The organism is Bacillus sp. RB3, from assembly GCF_030164735.1.
In the GTDB taxonomy this organism is placed as follows: domain Bacteria; phylum Bacillota; class Bacilli; order Bacillales; family Bacillaceae_G; genus Bacillus_A; species Bacillus_A cereus.
In genome coordinates this window covers 109,670-132,214 of record NZ_JASNGE010000010.1, presented here as the reverse complement: position 1 = coordinate 132,214, position 22,545 = coordinate 109,670, and the positions used below count along the sequence as shown (strand labels likewise).

Below are 22,545 nucleotides of genomic sequence, written 5' to 3'. Positions count from 1 at the left end.
GTAAAATCAATATAGTTACAATTATTGATTGCTTCAAAGATTCTTCCCTATCGGTGCTAACACAAAAAACAGGTTAGGAAGAACATCCCCTTCCTAACCTGGCCCTCCTCTCACTAGGGACGTTTTCATTCTCACATCGTTTCTCTTAAGAAATTTCATATCAACAGAATAAATACTATCGCGCCACCGAACAAACTTACATATACAATAAGAAGACATGAACATAGAGCCAGCAACTTCTCATCTACGTTTCCTTTTAACTGCAATTAAAAACGCAATAAATAATACATTCACACCAACGATTAAGGAGATAAATAACCAATTCACACCTGTTTCTCCGTTAACTTTATACACGTTTGATTCTTCACGCTTTAAAACGAGATAAAATTTTCCGTTTTCCTCTCTTATAATTTCATCCTGCAACAATCCTCTTAACTCTTGTTTTTCACCAATTGCACTTGCAGGTAAGGAGACTTTTTGTGTTTCTTTCGTATTATTAATTGCTACTAAAGTTACTTCATCTTTATATTTTCGTTTTAGTATGCTCATCCCGCTCTTATCATACAGAAGCTCAAACGTACCGCGTCGTAAAGACGGTCTCGCCTGCCTAAGTTCACCTAGTTTTGTTATGTGCTGCATAAACTTTTCGTCTGACTTAAAATCCATTAATCGTCTATTATCGGGTACACTTCCTCCATCTAATGCAATTTCAGTTCCGTAATAAAAATTCGGAATTCCAGGTGATGTTAACAAATAAGTAAGCGCCAGTTTTAAACGTGATGGCGGATAATACATATTTTCTTTTGCAATACGCGCATATCTTTTTGTTTCTTGATCATCTAAAAGCGTAACAAATTCTCCTTCTTTTTTACTCACATCGTATAACGATTTCACCGATACATCTGCTTTAGAAAACGATTCTACTATTTTTTCGTTGTATTCACCATCCTCCTTTGTCATAATACGAAAATCTTTCTTTATCACTTGCATATCTTTTTGCGCGTTATCCCAAAAGGAACGCGGCTTTTTTTCACTATGTATAACATAACTTCCGTCTAAATCAACTTCTTTTATCCACCATTTCGTTGCATCAATTACCTGTTGTTCGTTTTCTCCAAGTGGAAATTGAAATACAACTTTCATTCCTTTTGCATGAGCTTCTTTTACAAGTTCTTTCACATCATTGTCTGTCCCGAAATGTTCATTTACCTTTTTAAAATTTCGCACGTCTAATCCATCGTACTTTCCACTTTCAAAAAGCGGCGAAAGCATAATGGTAGTAAAACCCATTTCTTTTATGTAATCCAACCTTTTTATAATTCCTCTTATATCCCCGCCTTGATACCCTTCTAAATTACCAACTTCTAACTGCTTGTCATTTTTCGGTTCTCCATTATTGAAGCGATCAATCATAATGGAGTATATAACTTCATCTCGCCACTCTCTTTTTTCGTCTGCAAAAGTATGTATTGGTACAAACAAAACAACAGCTAAGCAAAAACAAATGAATAGTTTCCTAGTCCGTATTTTTCCCACACGCATCCCCCAAGTTCTTTAATTGTAAGAATATTATACCAATTTTCTGAATGAAGCGCATATGTCGATTTTAATCCTCACAAAATAATTCATGTTAGGTTTCATTACATCATATATATAATTTTCTGAATTTTTAGTTGATTTTTGGTTTAATTTCGAATATGATATGAAACATAACAAATATATGTTATTTTTTCTAACATTACAGGAGGAGAGATCATGGATATGGGAGATACAGTTTTTATGTTTATGACGACAGTAATGGTCATGTTGATGACACCAGGATTGGCACTTTTTTATGGAGGTATGGTTCGCAGCAAAAACGTACTCAGTACAACGATGCATAGTTATAGCGCAATGGCTATCGTTTCGATTCAATGGATTGTTATCGGCTATTCTTTATCATTCGGACCAGATTGGCACGGGCTTATCGGTACACTTGATTGGTTCGGTCTAAACGGAGTTACCTACGCACCAAATCCAGACTACTCATCTACTATTCCTCACAATTTATTCATGATGTTTCAACTCATGTTCGCCATTTTAACTCCAGCTTTAATTTCAGGTGCATTTGCTGAAAGAATGCGATTTTCTGCCTTTCTTATTTTTATCCTTCTATGGACAACGATCGTTTACAATCCTGTCGCTCATTGGGTATGGGGCGTCGGCGGTTGGCTAAGGGAACTTGGTGCACTAGACTTCGCTGGCGGAAACGTCGTTCACATCACTTCCGGAGTTGCTGGTCTTGTATTAGCTATTTTCCTTGGAAAACGAAAAAACATAAATGGTTCTTCTCCTCATCATTTGCCATTTACAATGTTAGGCGCAGGCTTATTATGGTTTGGCTGGTTCGGTTTTAACGTCGGCAGCGCATTATCTTTAAATGATGTAGCTTTAACTGCATTTATTAATACAAATATAGCTGCTGCTGCCTCAGCATTAACTTGGATGCTTTCAGAGTGGTTCTTCCAATCAAAACCGACTGCGATGGGAGCTGCTTGTGGCGCCGTTTCCGGTCTAGTCGCTATTACACCAGCTTGCGGGTTCGTTACACCTTTCTCAGCTCTTCTTATCGGAGCAATTGGTGGTATATTATGCTTTGGCGCCGTTTTCTTCTTAAAAACAAAATTCGGTTATGACGATACACTTGATGCCTTTGGATGCCACGGCATCGGAGGAACTTGGGGCGGTATTGCAACAGGACTATTTGCAACTACTGCCGTAAACGGGGATGGTGCGAACGGATTGTTTTACGGAAACGCCGCGTTACTGTTTAAACAACTTGTAGCAATCGGGGCAACCTATGCCTTTACAATCATAATGACGTACACCATTATTAAAGTTATTAGCTTTTTCCTCCCCGTTCGAGTAGATGAGCACGAGGAACACATGGGACTTGATATTTCGATGCATGGTGAGAAAGCTTATGAGTATGTAGAAGAATCGGCAAATTAAAACGAAAAAGGTGTACTCCGTTCTAACACGGGGTACACCTTTTTCGTATATTCATAACGATACAATTATCTCAAACTATTGGTATATAAATATCCTTATCTATCTATTCATATAAACATCTTACCTTTTCATTAGTGCATTTAAAACGAGTTGTACTGCAACCGCATCATCTAAATAGCCGATTGGAAATATATAATCCGGAATTACATCGACCGATAATATAAAGTAGATCAGCGCACTTCCCATTAAAGCAAGTTCTGCAGTCGTTCCCTTCTTCTTCGTAAATCTTTCATACAATTCTTTTAAATCATTAATAAACGGGCCAATACTGCTTACCTTTTGAATCTTTTCAAGAAACCCCTTTTCAATCGTTTCTTTGCCTTCTTCTGTTTGCGAATATTGTTCATAATTCGTTAATTGCTGCTCTACATTCGATATACTAAACTTTTGATCATAGAGCTGTGCGGATTCAAGTAAATGTTCAATGTTATTAATGGAAACATGAATATCCGATTGCTCCTCCTGTTTCGTTTCAATAGAATAGCCTGCTGCCACAAACAAATCACCAACTGGAACACCAAGACTCTCCGCGAACTTTTGCAAATGCTTCGGATTTGCCTTTCGCTTACCATTTACAATCATTGAAATAGTAGCCGTATCAATTTCAGTAAGCAAACTAAGCTTTCGCATCGATAAAGACTTTTCCTTAAGTAACTTTTTCAACAACAATCCAAGATTACTTTTTTCATTATCTTGAGACATATCTCATTCCCCTTTATTCACGAGAATAACCATAGTTATTATAAGAAAAACAACTATAATCTCTATACAATTCATATTAACAAATTTTTTTGACTATTTACAAGATAGAAGTCCTTTATATGTTTACATTTTGTAAACAAAAAAGCTATCTTAAAAAATTAAGATAGCTTTTTAACTCATTTTAACCATTTCCGTAATAATAAAAATACACTACCACAAATTATGTAAGAACTCACGAATGTGACAATTGCTATAAAAAATGAATGATGCATAGAAAAGGTCAGTACCATTAATAAGAAAGATACGAAGATTAAATCCAATAAAATAAAATACCCCGAACTTAAAACACTTTCTACTAATTGTAACTCCGATTCTAATTCCGAATATTTCAGTCTTTTATACAGTAATCTCACTTTCACTCACCTTCTATGAATTAATCAAAAAATGCAGCAAAGGCAATAACTAATAATAATGTTCCACTAATCAATGTACCAAACTGACCTAAAGTGAATTTACCGATGCGAACGTGAGCTATCTTTCTTCCCAACACAACTCCGCCCCATACTGTAATAAAACTACCAACTGCAGCTGCAATACAAACAGCAATTGGATTCAAACCGAACAAACCCGCTCCTAATCCATTTGTGAGCGCATTAGCAGATAAACCAATCCCAAGAAAAATAGACTCCACAAAACCGATTTCCCCAGATTTACCGATATTTTTCGTTAAGCCATTTATTTCAGTGTCCCCCACTTCTCCTTCAATCTCTTGCACCGAAACCTTCCGAGGAATTGCTAGTAAGATGATTCGGAGACCGATTATAACTAATAAGAACGAACCGATTACAACCGGCATTATCCCAGGTAAAATTTTTGATAGCCATAAGCCAAAATATATTCCTACTACACTAAATAAAAAGCAAATTACCGAAATAATAAAATTTGATAGATGACTAATTTTTATATTTCGAATGCCATAAGAAATTCCTACCCCTAAGTTGTCAATACTCGATGAAAACGTTAGTGCTAATACCATCATCCATGCTGCCATTTCGTTCACCCCTTCGTATTGTTGAACATCCCGGAAACTAACGTGACATACATAGCATGGAATAGGAATATAGGAAGAAAATAACTCCCTATATTCCTTCCACTTAACAGCTCTGTTTAAAAACGGGGTAGAGTGAACCACTTCATTATATTCATACGATGTACTTTTCCTTTTTCGCGAACGAATTGAAAAATATCTCCCGTAAAAGATCCCATTTTACTAGAAATTTCTTTTTGCATCGCTTTATTTTCCGATACCGCTTTTACACTTAAATCTAATCCTTGCTCAAAATGTTCTAACGCTTTCTCTAGGTGGTAATCTACATCTTGTTCAACAGCTTTATGCGTCATTTCTTACTTCCTCCTTTTCCTCAACCTTTGCAGCTGCTTCAATTATCTCTTGTTCATTAGAATGTTCTTCTTCAACATAAGAAAGTTCTTTCTCGAATTGTTTTTGCATTCTATCCATTTTCGCTTCTACAATAATATCTTCCACTTCTTCTTTAATCGTTTCAAAAGTAGACTTCACACCTTTTGCACCTGATTCAACAAGTGGACGGAGTGTATTTCTTACAACAGGTAATAAAGCGGCACTTGCTAACGCTAAAGTAGATCCAATAACAATTTTTCGTATCATTTTCATTACTCCTTTACACTGTTTTTAATAATGCTAGTTCATTAACTACCAACTTTTTCGAGTCATCATTCTTATATGAGATTAATTTAATAATAGGTTTTGAAATTTGAGACACTGTACCAGCTACAAAAAGAACAGGTACCCATTGCATAAATGTTAATGGAGCGGTATGGAATATACGAGCAAATGGCGGAACATATATAGCTGATAATAATACAAGCCAAGACGTTCCTAACGCCGTCACAAAGAAACGATCTTTTGACCAATCACGCATCGTTTCGTCCGATCCTTCTTGTCTCCAAGAGAATGTTTGAATAAGTTGACCGGCAACTAATGCTGCAAATGCTGATGTTTGCGCTACCGCAAGAGGCACGCCAACCGCTAAGCTCATACCGAATAAAGCAAGTGAACCTGCTCCAAGCAGTATTCCCCGCGTTACAACTTTTTTGTACAACTCTTTATCAACAATATCTTGACGTTTCGTTTGCTTCGTTTTGTTTCCAGGATTTACAGCTAAAATCATCGCTGGTAAAGCATCTGTAATAAGATTCATTAATAAAATTTGAATTGGTACTAACGGAATCGGCATTCCCGCAATAACTGCCGCACTTGTCACTAATACTTCAGCTAAATTTCCCGTCAATAAACATCCAACCGCTTTACGAATATTACCAATAATCGTTCTACCTTCTTTTACCCCTTCCACAATGGAACCGAAATGATCTTTTTTCAATATAAGATCCGCAGCTTCTTTCGTTACTTCTGTTCCTGTTTGCCCCATCGCAATACCAATGTTCGCTTTCTTTATAGCAGGTGTATCATTTACACCATCCCCAGTCATCGCTACAATTTGACCGTCCGCTTGGTATGCAGCTACTATACGTAACTTATGTGCCGGTGTTACGCGAGCAAAAACAGAAGTATTTTTTACAATTTCTTTTAATTGTTCATCTGTTACATTGTCGATTTCTACCCCTGTCAAAACACGATCATCACGATTCCAAATACCGGTCTGCTTCGCAATAGAAATTGCCGTAGTCGGATGATCCCCAGTAATCATGACAGGCTTTACACCAAGTTCAATCGCTTCACGAATACTCTCTTCCACTTCAGGTTTTGGCGGATCAATCATACCAACTAATCCAACAAAAATAAGGTCATCATTCTCAACATTACTATACGCAAAACCTAATACACGTAATGCCTGTTCTGCAAAACCCTCGTTTTGTTGTAAAATGACCTCTTTTTCTTTATCACATAACGGATAGATTTCACCGTTATGTTGATACCATTTACATCTAGTAAGGATTGCCTCTACAGATCCTTTCGAAAACTTATACAATGATTCATTTTCCTTACAAACGACACTCATAATTTTCGTCTCAGAATCGAACGGTTCTTCATGATGTCGTTCAAATGATGCCATATCCTTATATGAAACACCCGCTTTAGAAGCAAAACTTAATAAAGCCCCTTCAGTTGGGTCACCTTTCACAATCCACTGATCGTCTTCATGTTCTAACTTACTATTATTACAAAGAACACTAATTTGCAGAACGCGAACAAAATCTGGATGTTCTAACGGCGTTTTTTCACTTTCATGATAAGTCGCTTCTTCTACTTCCATCTCTACAGCAGCTGCGACTTTAGACGACGTTACATCCGATATTGTACCAACTGGTTCATATCCATCACCCGATACACTCCACATACGATTTGGTGTGGCAATGACTTTAACTGTCATTTCATTCTTCGTAAGAGTACCTGTTTTATCAGAACAAATAACAGTTGTTCTACCTAACGTTTCTAAACTGGAAAGCTTCCGAACAAGTGCATTTTGCTTTTGCATACGAAAGATTCCTGCACTTAAAGCGATTGTAATCATAATCGGTAAACCTTCTGGCACAGCAGATGCTGTAAGAGCAACTGCTGTTGTAATCATTTGCGTAATCGGTAAACCGCGTAGCAATCCTGCTACAAGCACAATACCGCCAGCCACAAATGCTCCTTTAATAAAGGTTTTACTAATAGACGTCACCTTTTGCTGTAGTGGTGTAGGCTCTGTTTCTTCCCCCTTCATTAAGGAAATCATATAGCCCATCTCTGTACTCATCCCGGTTTCCACTACTATAGCTCTCGCCTTGCCGCGCGTTACGGATGTGCCCATAAAGAGCATATTATTCTGCTCCGCTAACGAAGATTCTTCCCCTACCGCATCCACTTTCTTTTCAACTGGTAGAGACTCACCCGTTAGCATCGCTTCATTAACTTCTAAATTCCAAGAGTCTATAATACGAAGATCCGCAGGTACGCGGTCTCCGGCTTGAAGGCAGACAACATCACCTGGGACGAGCTCACTACTTGCTACCTCTATCTCTTCCCCTTCACGGGTTACTATACAATTTGGCGCACGGAATTGATTTAAAGCTTCTACTACTTTTTCTGCTTTTCGCTCTTGAAGGGTTCCAATTACCGCATTGACGACGAGAATTGTCCCCATCGCTAATCCATCAAACACCCCGCCTGATAATACAGACAATCCAGCTGCTCCAAGTAAAATAAGCGATGTAAACTCTTTAAATTGCCCCATAAATGAAACAATCCAAGGAACAGACTGCTTCGGTTCAATTCTATTCATTCCATACTTTTCTTGTCGCATTTGCACTTCTCGAGCGCTTAGCCCTTGCTGTTTCTCCACTTGTAAATCTTTTATTACATCTTCTTGCGAGAGTGCATACCATTTTGTAGAAGTTTCTCTAGCTACCGAGTGGTTCATATTCAGTAACTTTTTATTAGAAAAAATCTTCTCACTTACTCGCTTCGCTCTAGATAAAAACGTTAAAGATAGAGCATTTGCCATTAAAGCGATAATAGGTGCCGTGAATATAGACCAAACAGCCAGCATCTCCCCGGCAATATTCCATATTTTCGCTACTCGAAAATGTTCTTTCACTAATAAATCGATTTGTTTCGCATAGGCGATTGACTGAAATATATTTTTCATTTCATAATAAGATACAGACGGAAATTCAATATTATCCTCACAAACAAATAATACTTCTTCCCCATCCGAACGAATACGCTCCACACGCTCTACAACATCACTATGTTGCCAACTTGCATCAATACCGTGCTGCGAAAGAACACTATGATTTACATGTAAACTATTTTGCAAAACTGCAAACTTCCACTGATTTTCACCTAATTCTTTCATTATTTCTATGAATTCAGGTGTAATCGTCATTTTCGATCCAACTAACAATCCTACACATTTTTTACCTTTAGCAACGAACTGAACGTTAAATCCTTCTTTGCCAAGTCCTTTCGCTTCTAGCTCATAAGCACTTATATCTACACCATTTCGCTGCACAAATACTTTACTCCCGATAAAGGATGGAATGCCTTGTATGTCACCTTTTATCCCTTCGTCATCAACTTCGATTTCAAAAGCTTTCCTTAACGTTCTTCCTGTTTGCTTCGCTCGTTGCACAACTTCCTCTTTCCAATCATGCCCACTTTTCTCCAGCAGTGAGGCTGCCGTGCACCAAACTTGCCCTTCATCTTCTGAAATGCAGCTAATCTCCGCTTCTTCATGACAGAATATACGCGATACATCGTCAAATACGATTGTTCTCGTTCGGGACAGTTGAGATAACGATCCTTCATTTGGAATAAGATATCCTCTTTCCCTCGCAACGAGATCTCCTTGTCGCCATGCATACTCAGCAGACGAAACTGCAGGTTTCGGATTCGCAGCTAATAAAACCGCCATTCCGCGTAGTGGATTTCTCGTAAAGGCCCATGTTGCTCCCCCAAAAAGCATGCCCCATTTCGATTGCTTTTCACTGTATGCTTTAATCTCCGGGGATAAAATTCTTTCTTTATACGAATCTGTCTCTTCATTTATGTTCGCTTGACTACGCTTCCAATTTAAATAATTTAATAGACTAAGTCCCGCTAGTACGACGATATTTTCCCGCGCTAGTGCGAGTGCAAGCGTTCCTATGCCAAGCACTAGATCAGAATTCACTTTTTTGCTAGCAACCATTTTTTTGAATCCTCGTTTTAAAAACGGGTATCCCGTCAAAACAGATAAAGCCCCCGACAAGTAAAAAAGCCCTGGACTTCTAGCTAAAGCTGATCTTCCCATAAATAGTTGCTTTATACCGAACGCACCTAATCCAGCGACAGAAAGCGCTAGTGGCAATGGAACACCTTCACCTTTTTTCTCGTAAGAAATTACACTAGATGAAGAATCTTCTGCTTTCTTCGTTTCTTCAATATTGTTAAAGTTAGTATTCTTTGTAGTTTGTTCTTCTAGGAGTTTAATTATTTCACAAACGGTATGTAGAGAGGTCTTGTTGATATCGTAAGTAATCAGGGCTCTTCCTGTAGAGATAGAGGGACTCACTTGATAAATACCTTCCACGTCACGAAAACGTTCTACTATCAAGTTCGCCATGTCCAAGTTGTATTTTAGTTTATATATTTCAATTCGAATTCTTCCAGGTAACGATCGTATAAATCTCGTTTTTAATAATTTACTCTGCATCATCATCCTCCTTATCCTTGTAAAGGAAGTAAAATCACTTACTATCTAAGGAGTAACAGGTATGCTTTCGTAATCTACACTCTGCTCAGAATGATATGCATTTACACGAGACGCCCATTTTTCCTGGAATTTAGAAATAGTTGTCGGTACAGCTTCTACTGCTCCAATAATTGGCGATACTGTTTTTACTGCCACTTTACGTGCCGCTTCTTTTACTTTCGGTAAAGCTTCTTCCATTTCTGAACTAGCATTTTGAATTTGTTCTTTTGCACCGAGAAAAGCAGACACTGTTTTTACCGCTAGCTTTCTTAGCCCCTTTCTCGCTTTTGGTGACGCTAATATAACCGCTGCTACTCCAACCGCTATACCGATTGGTGATTTCATAAATTGAAACATGTACATTTCTCCTCACTTAATTTTTTTCGAATTTGTAAAGTGAATCAATCCTATCCTACCAAGTAAACATGTAATTCATTCCATCACATCCTTTTTTTGTAAAAAGTATATATAGAGTATATATTTACGTTTGCATTATTTCAACAATTTATTAGTTTTTTGCAAATTTTATGTTAATTCAAAAAATATTTTTGTAAACACTCCTATTCCTATGCCATTAAACAGGTAATATATTCCATGTTTTGTTACTCAATTGTTGAGATTATATTGAGAATTTATTTTGTTTTTTCGCAAATCACAAACTAAGACACGCACTTTTACGAAACAAATTTTATATACTATAAAAAATGCTACAAGGAGTGATTTTCATGAGCTTATCTTATTGGAAATACGCGATTCTTACTCATATCACTGCAAATTTCCGTACCTTTTTATTCAATATCATTGTCGCTATTTTAGGAGAAATCGCCCTCTTTCTTGTCCTCAGTTTTATTCCAAAAAGATTTCATAAATTTTTTGCATAAAAAAGCCTGAGTTCCTATCTATCGTAGAACTCAGGCCACTTAGCCTTATTAAATAATGGGAACTTGTTACATAGATTTCTCAATACCCAATCTGGTATTAGAGAGAATATATCAGCGATTTTTTGGATATATCAACGATTTTTCAAATATATCGATTGTTTCTTTCAATATATCAACGGTTCGACACAACATATCGATTTACCAACAAATTCCGACATGTTTTACATGCGAAATACCCCACATAACTTTATACAAAAAAGACGACCGAAGCCCGGTCGTCTTTTCCTATTTATTTCGGAGCATTTCCTACATATTGCGTAATATCAACATTTAATGCCTGTGCTAAACGCATACCGTATTCTTGATCTGCACGGAAGAAGTTACAAACAGCTAATAATTTTGTGCGTTCATTTACGTCTTTTAGATCATTTGTTAAGTTTGCAATTAAGTTATCTTGCTCTTCTTTAGAGAATGAACGGTAACGCTCACCTGCTTGTTTGAAGTCATTTGGTTTCTCAATTTTTTCACGAGATACATAGCCTTCTACTTTCATAGTTGAATCGCGGTAAGCTTTGTCTTCAACTGGATTCTCTGCATGACGACTCGGTTCGTAGTTGATTGTAGATGGGTTTTGATTCACTTGCATCGCACCATCACGTTGTTGATTATGAACAGCTGCGTATGGGCAGTTTACAGGAATTTGTAAGTAATTTGCACCAAGACGATAACGCTGTGTATCTGGGTAAGAGAATAAACGACCTTGTAATAATTTATCTTCCGATGGCTCAATACCATTTACAGTTGCACTTGGAGAGAACGCTACTTGCTCTACTTCTGCAAAGAAGTTTTTCGGATTACGATTTAACGTCATTGTCCCTACTTCCATTAATGGGAAGCGATCTTCTGGCCATACTTTCGTTGGATCTAGTGGATCAAAGTCTAAAGAGTCCATTTCATCTAATTGCATAACTTGTACGTGTAAATCCCATTTTGGGTAATTTCCTTTTTCGATTGCATCGAACAAGTCACGAGTTGCATGATTGAAGTCTTTCCCTTGTACTTCTTGCACTTCTTTCGCATTTAAGTTACGTACACCTTGCTGTGGTTTCCAGTGGTATTTAATATAAACAATTTTACCTTCTTCATTAATCCATTTAAATGAATGGACGCCGAAACCCTCCATTTCACGATAGCTTGCTGGTGTACCGTAATCAGAAAATACCCATGTCATCATATGTGTAGATTCTGGACTTAACGTCATGAAATCCCAATAACGATCTGGCGTTTGAATATTCGTATCAGGTGCTGGTTTTAAGGAATGTACCATATCAGGGAATTTAATTGCATCACGAATGAAGAAAACTGGTAAATGATTACCTACGATATCGTAGTTTCCTTCTTCTGTATAAAATTTAACAGCAAACCCACGTGGGTCACGTGCTGTTTCAGGAGAACCTTGACCATGAATAACCGTTGAAAAACGAACAAATACAGGCGTTTCAGTTCCTTCATTTTGTAAAAATGCTGCTTTCGTATATTGCTTCATACTATTTTTCGTTACGAATACACCGTGAGCACCTGCACCACGTGCATGCACAACACGCTCCGGAATACGTTCACGATCAAAGTGCGCAAGTTTTTCTACTAAATGATAGTCTTCTAATAATACTGGTCCACGACGACCAGCTGTACGAGAATTTTGGTTGTCTCCAACTGGAGCACCTTGGTTTGTTGTTAAGCGATTATTTGGATTCATCTAGGGGGATCCTCCTCTTTCTTTCGTAGTAATCATTATTTATTTAAAATTATTATAAATTAATTATTATTCAAAACTAAATCTTTGTCAACTATTTCCTTCACTTTTTTGGAAACAATTTCAGCCAAACAGTCGATAAATGCAGATTGTGCATTCGGCATATTTGGTCTGAAATATTTGGCATTTAATTCATCCGTTACAACTTTACATTCATAATCGTTGTCATATAAAACTTCTAAATGCTCCGCTACAAAACCAACTGGGCAATATACGAAAGATTCGTACCCATGCTCTTCATATAAATCTTTCGTTAAATCTTGCACATCTGGACCAATCCACGGATCTGGAGTATTCCCAGCACTTTGCCAACCGATTGTATAGTTTTGAATATTTGCAGCTTCTGCAATTAAATCTGCCGTATGCTTTAGTTGTTCTACATATGGGTCTCCTGCTGCAATAATTTTTTCTGGCAAACTATGCGCTGAAAAAATTACGACTGCTTTCTCTTTATTATCAATTTCTGTAAACGTCTCTTTTATTTGGTCTGCCCAATACGAAATAAATTTCGGTTCATCATACCATTGTTCAATTGGTTCAATAACAGGACCACCGATTTCTTTTGAAAGACGAATAGCACGGTCATTATACGCTTTAATGCTAAATGTAGAGTAATGCGGCGCTAATACGATACTAATCGCTTGCTCGATCCCATCACGCTTCATTTCTTCTACAGCATCTTCTATAAATGGTGCAATATGTTTTAAACCTAAGTAACAAGTAAATTCATACTCTGTAAATATGTTATTCATTGAATCTGTTAATTTATGCGCCTGTTCTTTCGTAATTTTTGCAAGCGGTGAAATTCCACCAATCGCTTTATAGCGCCCAATTAAATCTTCAAGCGCTTCTTCTGATGGCGTACGCCCGTGACGGATATGTGTATAATATGCCTCTACATCGTCTAATGATTCTGGTGTTCCATACGCCATTACGAGTAAACCTATTCTTTTCTTTGTCATCTATCTAACACCTCAATTTTATAAATGAGAATCTTTTTCAGAACGTTTGTTTCCAATTATAACAAGTAATAATAAGTACGTCAAAATAATAATTCTAATTAAGTATTATTTATAAGGTGATTTTGAATTTTATATGACAATTTCTTTAATAAAAAGCGACTTACATAATTGTAAGCCGCTTTTCCCTTATTCCTTAATATTTACCCCATATTCTTTAAACCAAACATGAATTTGTGCTAAATGAGCTAAAAGCTGTGGCCCAGTCATCAATTGACCAAACCATGGTGTTTGAAATGCACTGCCGCCAGACTGAATCAATCCGCTCAACTGCTCTTTATCAAACAGTTCGTGTAAAATTGAACCTTTATCCGTTAATATATTTTGAAGCCATACTGTTACTGCGTTTGTATAGTGTGGATTGTGCGTTTTCGGATACGGACTCTTCTTTCTATATAAGATGTCATGCGGAAGTACATCTTCTAACGCTTTACGTAATAGACCTTTTTCGCGGTTTTTATACATTTTCATTTCCCAAGGAATATTCCACGCATATTCGACAAGACGATGATCTGCAAATGGAACACGTACTTCTAAACTTGCCCCCATACTCATGCGGTCTTTTCTGTCTAATAATGTTGTCATAAACCATACCATATTTAAATAAAATAATTGGCGTCTTTTTGCTTCTAGCGGACTTTCCCCCTCTAAAATAGGAACTTCTTGAATCGACTCTTCATAACGCCTTTGTACATATTGTTGTAAATTTAATTTATTTCTCCATTCTTTTTTTAGAAGTTGTTCACGTGCCTCTGTAGAACGCATCCATGGAAATGCACTCGATTGTAAATCATCTTCTCTATAAAACCACGGATATCCACCAAATATTTCATCTGCACATTCTCCAGATAAGCCAACGACAAAATCTTGTTTAATTTCTCGGCAAAACCATAATAATGACGAATCGATATCTGCCATACCAGGCAAATCACGAACAAGTACTGCTTCAGTTAAATACTCTGCTAATTTTTCATTCGAAATGACGCAGCGATGATGGGTTGTTTGAAATGTCTCAGTCATTAAATTAATAAACGGAGCATCTGAATTTGGCTGGAATGCATTTGCTTTAAAGTATTTGTCATTATCTTCGTAATCAATAGAATACGTGTGTAATTGCCCTTTTCCCGATCTCTCATATTCTTTCGCTGCAATAGCTGTAATAGCGCTCGAATCTACACCACCTGATAAAAAAGTACATAGTGGTACATCAGAAACAAGCTGTCTTGTAATAGCATCTTGTAGTAAAAAGCGCGTTTTCTCTACTGTTTCTTCAAAAGAGTCTTCATGTTTTTTACTTTCTACATTCCAATATCTCCATATACACAAACCGTTCTTTGAAAATGTCATCGCATGACCTGGACGTAATTCTTTTATACCAGCATAAATACCGTGGCCAGGCGTTCTTGACGGTCCGAGTCCGAATATTTCTGATAACCCTTCTAATGTTACTTCCGCCTTCACATCTGGATGCGACAATATCGCTTTTAACTCCGAACCAAATAGTAAGCGTCCGCTATCATATTTATAAAAAAGTGGCTTTACACCTAATCGATCTCTCGCAATAAATACTTGTTCTTTCTGTTCATCCCATACTGCAAACGCATATATACCGTTTAAATGATCGACACATTCTTCTTTCCATTCAATATAAGAAGCTAATAATACTTCTGTATCAGAATGACCTTTGAACGTATACCCTCTTCTTAATAATTCCTTTCGAATGTCTTCTGTGTTATAAAGTTCACCGTTATAGCAAATGGCATAATTCGTTTCATCTTTTAAACAAGTCATCGGTTGTTTCCCCCCCTCAGGATCAACAACAATTAACCGTTTATGCCCAAATGCGACATTTCCTTTAATCCAAACTTTATTATCATCCGGCCCCCGCTTCGCTAACGTCTCAGCCATCTTCGTAACGACATCTCTTTCTCCTTCTAATGAGCGTTTATAATCCACCCATCCTGTAATCCCGCACATATAAATCATCCTTCCATCTTATTTCTTTTCTTGAACGTGCAGTAATCCCCACCCTAAGAGTGCGGATCAAAAAATGAAAAACTTGACGATAACCTACTATCCACATATGGAATAGCATTCTCACTCAGTAAAACGTGTTTTATTGTATGCCCACCTATGTCTAGATGTGTCTAGTTATAAAGAACGCACGAACTGTCTATAACAGGAATAACTACTTTTCATAAAGGAGAAATCGTATATGATACAACGTAAACATATTTTATATAACCAGCCCCGTGCTCATACAGTCGGTAATGTAGAATATATAAACAATGAATGGGTATTCTTTGATGATGAAAATGATGAAGCGTTTCTATTAGAAGATATTGCCGAAGATGGGTTTGAAATTTTGTATAATAACAATTGGTTACCAGCCCGTTTCTATGAACAAGATGTATTACAAATCGCCAACGAGCAACACCATTTGCAAAATGGTGAAATGGTACGTATTCGAAAAAAGTTACTTCTTAGCTATAATGAATGGCTCGAGGAATTACCTGACTCTGTCTTCACATTATTAACTGAATCATTGCAATCACTTCACTACTCTTTATATGATTGCATGTATTGTCATAATTATTTATCCTTCTTACCGAAAGAGGAGTCACGCGAAGGAGTAAATATTCTTTTGTTTGATAACGACGAAATGATCTGTACACTGCAGCACCATTTCGTACGTCACACTACATCAAATAAAAATATGTTCCGTTTTACGAAAGTAAATGGAGAAGAGTTGCATATCGATGCGACATAAAAAATAAAAACCACCTTATCTCCCAAGTCTTTGAGATTATAAGGTGGTTTTATTTTTATTTGAATACGTACCAGCCAAGTGGCAATTTCAGTCCTAAGTATAATACTGCTACTAGCGCAACAATAAATAAGCCCCAAACCGCCCCTGTTGGTTTGTTTTTGCTCATTTTTACAAGAACCATTTCCATTCCGCCGATAACTAAAATACCAGCTAACATTTTCAGGCCGTACCACATGTGCATGCTACCTGTTGCTGTCTTCACAATACTCATGTACAACATGAAGCCTGTCACAATAATGATGATATACATTAGGCGAAGCCCCATATGTACACCTTTACCTTTTCTTCTTGCTGAATAAAGTGAATACGCAACGAAAAATAAAATTAAACCTAACGCCCATGCTGTAATATGCATATGTACCATCGTATCCCTTACCTCCTCTTTTCACACTTTTTCACTCTATATGATAACATGTTCATTTATTTTCAGGAAATGTTTCGCTTTTTTACATTTAAATGATATAATATTTAGAGTATTTACAAACTTCTTGTAATAACAAAAGGGGGAACAATCATGATTCAAACTAAGGATATTATCGAACTTACAGACACATACGGAGCAAATAACTATCACCCACTTCCAATCGTTATTTCTAAAGCAGAAGGTGTTTGGGTAGAAGATCCTGAAGGAAACCGCTATATGGACTTATTAAGTGCATATTCTGCAGTAAACCAAGGTCATCGTCACCCGAAAATTATTAACGCTTTAATTGACCAAGCTAATCGTGTTACGTTAACTTCTCGTGCTTTCCATAGCGATCAATTAGGTCCTTGGTACGAAAAAGTTGCGAAACTAACTAATAAAGAAATGGTACTTCCAATGAATACAGGTGCTGAAGCTGTTGAAACTGCAATTAAAACAGTTCGTCGCTGGGCTTATGATGTGAAGAAAGTAGAAGCAAACCGCGCTGAAATCATCGTTTGTGAAGATAACTTCCACGGACGTACAATGGGTTCTGTTTCTATGTCTTCAAACGAAGAGTACAAGCGTGGATTCGGTCCAATGCTTCCCGGCATCGTTGTAATTCCTTACGGTGATTTAGAAGCATTAAAAGCCGCAATTACACCAAACACAGCTGCATTCATTTTAGAGCCAATCCAAGGTGAAGCAGGAATTAACATCCCGCCAGCTGGTTACTTAAAAGAAGCTCTTGAAGTATGTAAAAAAGAAAACGTTTTATTTGTAGCAGATGAAATCCAAACTGGCTTAGGCCGTACTGGTAAAGTATTTGCTTGTGACTGGGACAATGTAACTCCTGACATGTACATACTTGGTAAAGCACTTGGCGGCGGCGTATTCCCAATCTCTTGCGTAGCAGCAAACCGCGACATTTTAGGTGTATTTGAGCCAGGTTCTCACGGTTCTACATTCGGTGGTAACCCACTTGCATGTGCTGTGTCTATCGCAGCTCTTGAAGTGTTAGAAGAAGAAAAATTAACAGAGCGTTCTCTTCAATTAGGAGAAAAATTAGTTGGGCAATTAAAAGAAATTGACAATCCAATGATCACTGAAGTTCGTGGTAAAGGTTTATTCATCGGTATCGAATTAAACGAGCCAGCTCGTCCTTACTGTGAACAACTAAAAGCAGCTGGTCTACTATGTAAAGAAACACATGAAAACGTAATTCGTATCGCACCACCTCTAGTAATCTCTGAAGAAGATTTAGAGTGGGCATTCCAAAAAATTAAAGCTGTATTATCGTAATGATAGAGAGGTTGTCCGACATGTTGGGACAACCTCTTTCTTTTTATATTCATTTATATTAAGATAAATTTGTATTTTTCTGTATTTTAAAATCATAAAGGAGGTGCGATATGCTATTAAGATATGGTAAACATATTAACTATTTAGCTACATCTTTTATTTTAGTTACATTCTTTGGCTTCCTACTTTCCACAACATGGCTTACTCACTACTCAACTCCTACTACATTCACACTACTGAAAGCATCATTTTGGACTGCTGTTATTCTTACTATCATTGGTTTTGGACGAGAAAAAAGCGCACTTACGGTTATACTATTTGGCATTTGCACACTTGCATTCATTGGTCTTTACACTTTTTCCATTATTGATTACCTCTATAACCCAAGGCCATAAAAAAGAGCTATCTTTTAACAAGATAGCTCTTTTCTTCACTTCACTACATTTCGCAAAGTACCAATTCCTTCTACTGTAATAACCACTTCATCACCAGCATGTAAAAACTTCGGTGGTGTGAAACCTTTTCCGACACCAGCCGGGGTTCCTGTTGCGATAATATCGCCTGGTTCTAAAGTCATTCCTTTACTTATCGTTGAAATAATTTCTTCTATTGAAAAAATCATTTTATTTGTGTTGGAAGTTTGCCTTACTTCTCCATTTACTACCGTTTCAATGTGTAATGCATTCGGCGCATTAACCACCGATTTATGAATTAAATACGGTCCCATCGGACAAAATGTATCGAAGCTTTTCCCAAGGAAAAACTGTTTATGTTTTCTTTGAATGTCTCGAGCTGTTACATCATTTATAATCGTATAACCAAAAACATGCTCAAGCGCTTTTTCTTTTTTTATTTGCTTCCCTCGCTTACCAATAATGATAGCTAATTCTCCTTCGTAATCTAGTTCGTCCGTTGCATGAGGGTGACCATTAATTTGCTCATTTATGCCAATAACTGTTGTTGGTGCTTTCGTAAAAATCATTATATTTTCTGGAATAGACTCTATTCCGCCCATTTCTATGGCATGCTCACGATAGTTTTTTCCAACGCACAAAATATTCTTTCTTGGCCTTGGAATCGGTGCTAATATTTTCACCTCTGTTAACGGATAATACGCCGCTTCCCCGTTCTCTTTTGCCCAATTTACAATTTCACATACTTTCTCAAAGCATTCAGTTCCTCTTTCAATACACTCTAACATTGTAATAGGGATTGTAACCTTTTCCCCTTTTTGTCTTTGCACTTCTCTTAAGTGTAATACCTTTTTTTCTTCTTCATCCACAATACCTACAAATACCTTTTCTTCTTTCTTCGCCGTTACAAAACGCAATATTTCCACTCTCCATCCTAAAACTCATGCCCTTTAATTGTATTCGCATCCGTAAGAAAAAAACCTTCTCATACACGCTAATTTTTACAATATTCTTCTCATACCCTATTCGTTACGCCTTTATATTTGGCATAAAATGTAGAAATTTTACTTTTTTTAGCGAAGGTATTTCTTTTTTATGGAGTTTTTGTATAATATGTACTACATATATACTAAAAATTTCATTTAGAGATGGAGCCGATTTCAATGTTTGAGCAAGCGATTGAAAAAAAACGTGAAAAAATGATTTATTTTGCTGAACGCTATGGAATGACTTCTCAAAAAACAGTGGATTGTAGCCAAGAACTGGACAGGCTCTTAAATGTAATTTGGCATGTACATACGGATTTTCACCCAAATCAAACACTCGACACACACACGCAATAGCGTGTGTGTCTTTTATTTCAAAAAAACACACATTTTATTGAAAACGCCCATACAATAGTAGAAAAGAAAATTTTAAAAACGAAGGGTGTTTTATATGCCAGCTATGGTCGGACATATTCGTATCGTCAATATTGGATCAAGTGGTATTTTTCATATTGGAGATGTATTTGCGATCAGGCCTATTAGTTACTCACGTGCTTTCGCCGGGGCCGGCTCTTTCAACGTTGGAGACAATGTTTCTGTCTACAATTATCAAAGTGCAACGACTGTCAACGATTCAGATGTAATCGATCAAGCGATAATTGGCTCAACTTAAAGGAGGCAATTGCATTGAATTTTTATGTAAACCAAAGTATCATCATCAACAGTATTAAAATTGATAGCATTACAACCTCTTCTGTGTTCCAAATTGGTACTGCCGGAAGTATTAAAGCCCTATCTAAATTTTCAAATACGGGCGGATTTACGGAGCCGCTTCGCCCATTACAGGCGAAAGGACAAATTATTTCTATCAAACCATCAACTAGTTCTTCTTAAGACATCCTTGTCATAAATATATAGCAGGAATATTTTTACCCTCCCTATTGAAAAGGAGGTTTCACAAATGAATCAAGATATATATACTTACTTACACCAACTTCAACAAGCTCTTCAAACACAACAAGCAGCCATCCTGAATTTAGAAGATCAAGTGCGCCAACTCCAAGAAGAGCTTAACGAATTAAAAAATCGCCCCTCCTCTTCTGTAGGAAAAGTGGAATACAAATTCGATCAATTAAAAGTCGAAAATTTAAATGGTACTTTAAATATTGGTTTAAACCCATTTTCAGCAAAAGGACAACAAATTGAAGATTTTCAAGTGGATACAGAAACATTGAAGGTAAACCCTGAAACTGAAACAAACCCAGACTTTTATCAAGGTATCCTCCAAGAAATGCATCGATACTTAGATGAAGAAGCATATAATCGTATTCTCCATTTTGAACAAGAAGAGCGAACACCGCTTGATGAAATGTATCGACAAATGATGGTGGATGACATAAAAAAACAGATGGAGCATCGACTCCCTTATTATTTATCACAAGCGCAATCATATGAAGGTATTTCAACAGATCCAGATTATTTACGAGATATCATTATTCAGGCAATGAAACAAGATATTGACAAAGCCTTTCTCTCCTTTATTCAGCACATACCGGGAAATTTCCGAAAGGAGTAAGTATGTATGAACCTTAACGTTGTAAACCGTGAGTTAAAAGTCGGACAGATTAAAATGAACGGTGTATCGTCGTCCGCACTCTTTTTAATTGGAGATGCAAATCTCCTCATTCTATCTTCTATTCTCGATACACCATTTGAAACAGTTACAGAGGGTCCATTTGTACCATTAGTAACAGATGTCCCTCCTACTCCAGGTTAAGGAGACTGAGAAATTATGTTGCATCATGTGTCTATTGTCCAAAATGTTTCTATTATTTCTTTAGGGATTGCTGCTGTATTTCAAGTTGGAGATGCAAACCAAATGGAATTAAAAAGTAGAGCTATTGCCGTCCACCGTGAAATTCCTTTTTATATACGGGGAGAAGGTCGCTTTGATGCTTTTGAAATCTTTACAGATGAACACATTACAATTCCAAAACGAACGACAGATGTAAAATTAAACATTGTAAATGAATGCCCTTTTATTGAAGTTAATAACGTTGAATTACGCACACTTTTAAATTCTGGTTGCTTTCAAATTGGAAATGTTGATTATGGTTTTAATAACTCTCGTATTATACAAATCCGCCAATATATTACGGATGAACCTTCCGCACAATAATTCATATAGTAATTAAAAAGCTTAGTAAAGTAGGTGGATGGTATGCCTTCGGTTGTAGGAAATCTCGTCGTGCAAAACAGTAACGGCTCTTTCAACTTAGGAGATTTTTATAACGTATCTCCGAAAGAAAACACGAAAGCCTATAACGGATCTGGAGCTTCCAATGTTGGGTTTGTCGTGAATACGTTTAACGGTGTTAGTGCAACGAATACATTTGATTCTGATGTGGCAGATCAAGATCAGATTGGAACAGCGTAAAAAAAGTAGGAGATATTCTCCTACTTTTTTCTTTTATCTAATTCAAAATTATTAAAATAAAATTTTAATAAGCAAGAACTTTACTGTCCACAAATAGTGGTATAAACAAGTAAGTAGTGAAGAGGCACTATTTCATTTTATTTAAATGATAACCCGCTCTCCTCCAAAGCCCTCCTAAGCTTCGGCAAAGACGCATGTCCCATACCATGCAGTTTTAATATTTCTTTTTCACTATATTTTGAGAGTTCTTCTACAGTTTGAATTCCATGGTGTTCTAATGCCCTTCTTGCTGGCGCTGAAAGAAGAGAGAGAAAACCTTCTTTTGGTTTTCTCTCTTTCTCACAGACTGGGCAAGTTGGACAATCGCTACTTTTATAGTACTCGTGTCCCTGTTCACAAGTTCTTAACGTTTTTTCCGTTACCATTTTCA

Annotated in this window: 26 protein-coding genes; 12 read left to right on the top strand and 14 right to left on the bottom strand. The window is 36.9% G+C overall.

Translation table 11 applies throughout. The features are described 5' to 3' along the window. Positions 1-240 precede the first annotated feature (240 nt). On the bottom strand, positions 241-1,542 hold the full coding sequence (locus QO049_RS15200; RefSeq protein ID WP_065704607.1) for an alpha-amylase family glycosyl hydrolase: 1,302 nt from the start codon (positions 1,540-1,542) through the stop codon (positions 241-243). A 213-nt stretch (positions 1,543-1,755) separates the two neighbouring features. Here QO049_RS15200 and QO049_RS15195 point away from each other — a divergent pair, with 213 nt between their 5' ends. Continuing rightward, positions 1,756-2,991, top strand: coding sequence for an ammonium transporter (locus tag QO049_RS15195; RefSeq protein ID WP_246962320.1), 1,236 nt, complete (start codon positions 1,756-1,758; stop codon positions 2,989-2,991). 120 nt (positions 2,992-3,111) lie between these two features. On the opposite strand, the gene QO049_RS15190 is transcribed toward QO049_RS15195, so the two are convergent. The 7 genes from QO049_RS15190 to QO049_RS15160 all read right to left on the bottom strand — a co-directional run bounded on the left by QO049_RS15190 (position 3,112) and on the right by QO049_RS15160 (position 10,388). Next, on the bottom strand, positions 3,112-3,753 hold the full coding sequence (locus tag QO049_RS15190; RefSeq protein WP_000076219.1) for a DUF1232 domain-containing protein: 642 nt from the start codon (positions 3,751-3,753) through the stop codon (positions 3,112-3,114). Positions 3,754-3,929: 176 nt separating this feature from the next. Continuing rightward, complete coding sequence (locus QO049_RS15185; protein WP_001238640.1) at positions 3,930-4,166, bottom strand: hypothetical protein; 237 nt, start codon at positions 4,164-4,166, stop codon at positions 3,930-3,932. Between the two features lie 20 nt (positions 4,167-4,186). Further along, on the bottom strand, positions 4,187-4,804 hold the full coding sequence (ytaF, locus tag QO049_RS15180; RefSeq protein ID WP_000741934.1) for a sporulation membrane protein YtaF: 618 nt from the start codon (positions 4,802-4,804) through the stop codon (positions 4,187-4,189). Positions 4,805-4,920: 116 nt separating this feature from the next. After that, complete coding sequence (locus QO049_RS15175) at positions 4,921-5,154, bottom strand: hypothetical protein (protein ID WP_246962318.1); 234 nt, start codon at positions 5,152-5,154, stop codon at positions 4,921-4,923. Then, positions 5,144-5,440 (bottom strand): hypothetical protein, encoded by a 297-nt coding sequence (locus QO049_RS15170; protein WP_000619724.1) that lies wholly within the window; start codon positions 5,438-5,440, stop codon positions 5,144-5,146. The genes QO049_RS15175 and QO049_RS15170 overlap by 11 nt, the downstream gene beginning before the upstream one ends. A gap of 13 nt (positions 5,441-5,453) precedes the next feature. Continuing rightward, the gene (locus QO049_RS15165; RefSeq protein ID WP_246962316.1) at positions 5,454-9,992 is read right to left on the bottom strand and encodes a cation-translocating P-type ATPase; all 4,539 of its coding nucleotides are present in this window, start codon (positions 9,990-9,992) and stop codon (positions 5,454-5,456) included. Between the two features lie 45 nt (positions 9,993-10,037). Beyond that, a complete protein-coding gene (locus QO049_RS15160; protein WP_000486133.1) occupies positions 10,038-10,388 on the bottom strand; it encodes a YtxH domain-containing protein in 351 nt (116 codons plus the stop codon). Positions 10,389-10,756: 368 nt separating this feature from the next. Here QO049_RS15160 and QO049_RS15155 point away from each other — a divergent pair, with 368 nt between their 5' ends. Then, a complete protein-coding gene (locus QO049_RS15155; protein ID WP_023901154.1) occupies positions 10,757-10,912 on the top strand; it encodes a hypothetical protein in 156 nt (51 codons plus the stop codon). A 289-nt stretch (positions 10,913-11,201) separates the two neighbouring features. On the opposite strand, the gene katB is transcribed toward QO049_RS15155, so the two are convergent. From katB to asnB, 3 genes are all read right to left on the bottom strand, one after another. Further along, entirely contained in the window at positions 11,202-12,668 is a 1,467-nt protein-coding gene (gene katB / locus QO049_RS15150) for a catalase KatB (RefSeq protein ID WP_001069180.1), read from the bottom strand. A gap of 59 nt (positions 12,669-12,727) precedes the next feature. Continuing rightward, positions 12,728-13,687, bottom strand: coding sequence for a ferrochelatase (gene hemH / locus QO049_RS15145; RefSeq protein ID WP_061655460.1), 960 nt, complete (start codon positions 13,685-13,687; stop codon positions 12,728-12,730). A gap of 186 nt (positions 13,688-13,873) precedes the next feature. Then, entirely contained in the window at positions 13,874-15,721 is a 1,848-nt protein-coding gene (asnB, locus tag QO049_RS15140; protein ID WP_000334003.1) for an asparagine synthase (glutamine-hydrolyzing), read from the bottom strand. A gap of 238 nt (positions 15,722-15,959) precedes the next feature. Here asnB and QO049_RS15135 point away from each other — a divergent pair, with 238 nt between their 5' ends. Then, the gene (locus QO049_RS15135; protein ID WP_000616049.1) at positions 15,960-16,514 is read left to right on the top strand and encodes a DUF2777 domain-containing protein; all 555 of its coding nucleotides are present in this window, start codon (positions 15,960-15,962) and stop codon (positions 16,512-16,514) included. 55 nt (positions 16,515-16,569) lie between these two features. On the opposite strand, the gene QO049_RS15130 is transcribed toward QO049_RS15135, so the two are convergent. Then, a complete protein-coding gene (locus tag QO049_RS15130; protein ID WP_246962312.1) occupies positions 16,570-16,938 on the bottom strand; it encodes a YisL family protein in 369 nt (122 codons plus the stop codon). 150 nt (positions 16,939-17,088) lie between these two features. On the opposite strand from QO049_RS15130, the gene rocD reads away from it, so the two are divergent. After that, entirely contained in the window at positions 17,089-18,279 is a 1,191-nt protein-coding gene (rocD, locus tag QO049_RS15125) for an ornithine aminotransferase (RefSeq protein WP_044792702.1), read from the top strand. A gap of 110 nt (positions 18,280-18,389) precedes the next feature. After that, the gene (locus QO049_RS15120) at positions 18,390-18,674 is read left to right on the top strand and encodes a hypothetical protein (protein ID WP_000926863.1); all 285 of its coding nucleotides are present in this window, start codon (positions 18,390-18,392) and stop codon (positions 18,672-18,674) included. 35 nt (positions 18,675-18,709) lie between these two features. Here QO049_RS15120 and QO049_RS15115 read toward each other — a convergent pair whose 3' ends face one another. Further along, positions 18,710-19,609 (bottom strand): fumarylacetoacetate hydrolase family protein, encoded by a 900-nt coding sequence (locus tag QO049_RS15115; RefSeq protein ID WP_246962310.1) that lies wholly within the window; start codon positions 19,607-19,609, stop codon positions 18,710-18,712. A 246-nt stretch (positions 19,610-19,855) separates the two neighbouring features. On the opposite strand from QO049_RS15115, the gene QO049_RS15110 reads away from it, so the two are divergent. The 7 genes from QO049_RS15110 (at position 19,856) to gerPF (ending at position 22,115) form a co-directional block, all read left to right on the top strand. Then, positions 19,856-20,035, top strand: a complete 180-nt coding sequence (locus tag QO049_RS15110; RefSeq protein WP_000462845.1) for an aspartyl-phosphate phosphatase Spo0E family protein — start codon at positions 19,856-19,858, stop codon at positions 20,033-20,035. Positions 20,036-20,129: 94 nt separating this feature from the next. After that, the gene (gene gerPA, locus QO049_RS15105; protein ID WP_001111187.1) at positions 20,130-20,351 is read left to right on the top strand and encodes a spore germination protein GerPA; all 222 of its coding nucleotides are present in this window, start codon (positions 20,130-20,132) and stop codon (positions 20,349-20,351) included. A gap of 14 nt (positions 20,352-20,365) precedes the next feature. Then, positions 20,366-20,572, top strand: coding sequence for a spore germination protein GerPB (gerPB, locus tag QO049_RS15100; RefSeq protein WP_001012508.1), 207 nt, complete (start codon positions 20,366-20,368; stop codon positions 20,570-20,572). A gap of 67 nt (positions 20,573-20,639) precedes the next feature. Further along, a complete protein-coding gene (gerPC, locus tag QO049_RS15095; protein ID WP_001070760.1) occupies positions 20,640-21,254 on the top strand; it encodes a spore germination protein GerPC in 615 nt (204 codons plus the stop codon). Between the two features lie 6 nt (positions 21,255-21,260). Beyond that, entirely contained in the window at positions 21,261-21,455 is a 195-nt protein-coding gene (gerPD, locus tag QO049_RS15090; RefSeq protein ID WP_001052807.1) for a spore germination protein GerPD, read from the top strand. Positions 21,456-21,470: 15 nt separating this feature from the next. Continuing rightward, on the top strand, positions 21,471-21,857 hold the full coding sequence (locus tag QO049_RS15085) for a spore germination protein GerPE (protein ID WP_000902319.1): 387 nt from the start codon (positions 21,471-21,473) through the stop codon (positions 21,855-21,857). A gap of 42 nt (positions 21,858-21,899) precedes the next feature. Then, the gene (gene gerPF, locus QO049_RS15080; RefSeq protein WP_001141566.1) at positions 21,900-22,115 is read left to right on the top strand and encodes a spore germination protein GerPF; all 216 of its coding nucleotides are present in this window, start codon (positions 21,900-21,902) and stop codon (positions 22,113-22,115) included. Positions 22,116-22,252: 137 nt separating this feature from the next. On the opposite strand, the gene QO049_RS15075 is transcribed toward gerPF, so the two are convergent. After that, complete coding sequence (locus QO049_RS15075) at positions 22,253-22,540, bottom strand: RNA polymerase alpha subunit C-terminal domain-containing protein (RefSeq protein WP_000255725.1); 288 nt, start codon at positions 22,538-22,540, stop codon at positions 22,253-22,255. Between the last annotated feature and the right edge of the window lie 5 nt (positions 22,541-22,545).

What these genes read in the sequence shown, in the direction of transcription:
- QO049_RS15190 (WP_000076219.1), bottom strand. Translation starts at nt 3,753, where the DNA reads ATGTCTCAAGATAATGAAAAAAGTAATCTTGGATTGTTGTTGAAAAAG.
- QO049_RS15120 (WP_000926863.1), top strand. Translation starts at nt 18,390, where the DNA reads ATGCTATTAAGATATGGTAAACATATTAACTATTTAGCTACATCTTTT.
- QO049_RS15075 (WP_000255725.1), bottom strand. Translation starts at nt 22,540, where the DNA reads ATGGTAACGGAAAAAACGTTAAGAACTTGTGAACAGGGACACGAGTAC.
- QO049_RS15155 (WP_023901154.1), top strand. Translation starts at nt 10,757, where the DNA reads ATGAGCTTATCTTATTGGAAATACGCGATTCTTACTCATATCACTGCA.
- gerPA (WP_001111187.1), top strand. Translation starts at nt 20,130, where the DNA reads ATGCCAGCTATGGTCGGACATATTCGTATCGTCAATATTGGATCAAGT.
- hemH (WP_061655460.1), bottom strand. Translation starts at nt 13,687, where the DNA reads ATGACAAAGAAAAGAATAGGTTTACTCGTAATGGCGTATGGAACACCA.
- QO049_RS15165 (WP_246962316.1), bottom strand. Translation starts at nt 9,992, where the DNA reads ATGCAGAGTAAATTATTAAAAACGAGATTTATACGATCGTTACCTGGA.
- QO049_RS15110 (WP_000462845.1), top strand. Translation starts at nt 19,856, where the DNA reads ATGTTTGAGCAAGCGATTGAAAAAAAACGTGAAAAAATGATTTATTTT.
- QO049_RS15130 (WP_246962312.1), bottom strand. Translation starts at nt 16,938, where the DNA reads ATGGTACATATGCATATTACAGCATGGGCGTTAGGTTTAATTTTATTT.
- ytaF (WP_000741934.1), bottom strand. Translation starts at nt 4,804, where the DNA reads ATGGCAGCATGGATGATGGTATTAGCACTAACGTTTTCATCGAGTATT.
- rocD (WP_044792702.1), top strand. Translation starts at nt 17,089, where the DNA reads ATGATTCAAACTAAGGATATTATCGAACTTACAGACACATACGGAGCA.
- katB (WP_001069180.1), bottom strand. Translation starts at nt 12,668, where the DNA reads ATGAATCCAAATAATCGCTTAACAACAAACCAAGGTGCTCCAGTTGGA.
- QO049_RS15175 (WP_246962318.1), bottom strand. Translation starts at nt 5,154, where the DNA reads ATGACGCATAAAGCTGTTGAACAAGATGTAGATTACCACCTAGAGAAA.
- QO049_RS15085 (WP_000902319.1), top strand. Translation starts at nt 21,471, where the DNA reads ATGTTGCATCATGTGTCTATTGTCCAAAATGTTTCTATTATTTCTTTA.
- gerPF (WP_001141566.1), top strand. Translation starts at nt 21,900, where the DNA reads ATGCCTTCGGTTGTAGGAAATCTCGTCGTGCAAAACAGTAACGGCTCT.
- QO049_RS15170 (WP_000619724.1), bottom strand. Translation starts at nt 5,440, where the DNA reads ATGATACGAAAAATTGTTATTGGATCTACTTTAGCGTTAGCAAGTGCC.
- QO049_RS15135 (WP_000616049.1), top strand. Translation starts at nt 15,960, where the DNA reads ATGATACAACGTAAACATATTTTATATAACCAGCCCCGTGCTCATACA.
- gerPC (WP_001070760.1), top strand. Translation starts at nt 20,640, where the DNA reads ATGAATCAAGATATATATACTTACTTACACCAACTTCAACAAGCTCTT.
- QO049_RS15200 (WP_065704607.1), bottom strand. Translation starts at nt 1,542, where the DNA reads ATGCGTGTGGGAAAAATACGGACTAGGAAACTATTCATTTGTTTTTGC.
- asnB (WP_000334003.1), bottom strand. Translation starts at nt 15,721, where the DNA reads ATGTGCGGGATTACAGGATGGGTGGATTATAAACGCTCATTAGAAGGA.
- gerPD (WP_001052807.1), top strand. Translation starts at nt 21,261, where the DNA reads ATGAACCTTAACGTTGTAAACCGTGAGTTAAAAGTCGGACAGATTAAA.
- QO049_RS15195 (WP_246962320.1), top strand. Translation starts at nt 1,756, where the DNA reads ATGGATATGGGAGATACAGTTTTTATGTTTATGACGACAGTAATGGTC.
- QO049_RS15160 (WP_000486133.1), bottom strand. Translation starts at nt 10,388, where the DNA reads ATGTTTCAATTTATGAAATCACCAATCGGTATAGCGGTTGGAGTAGCA.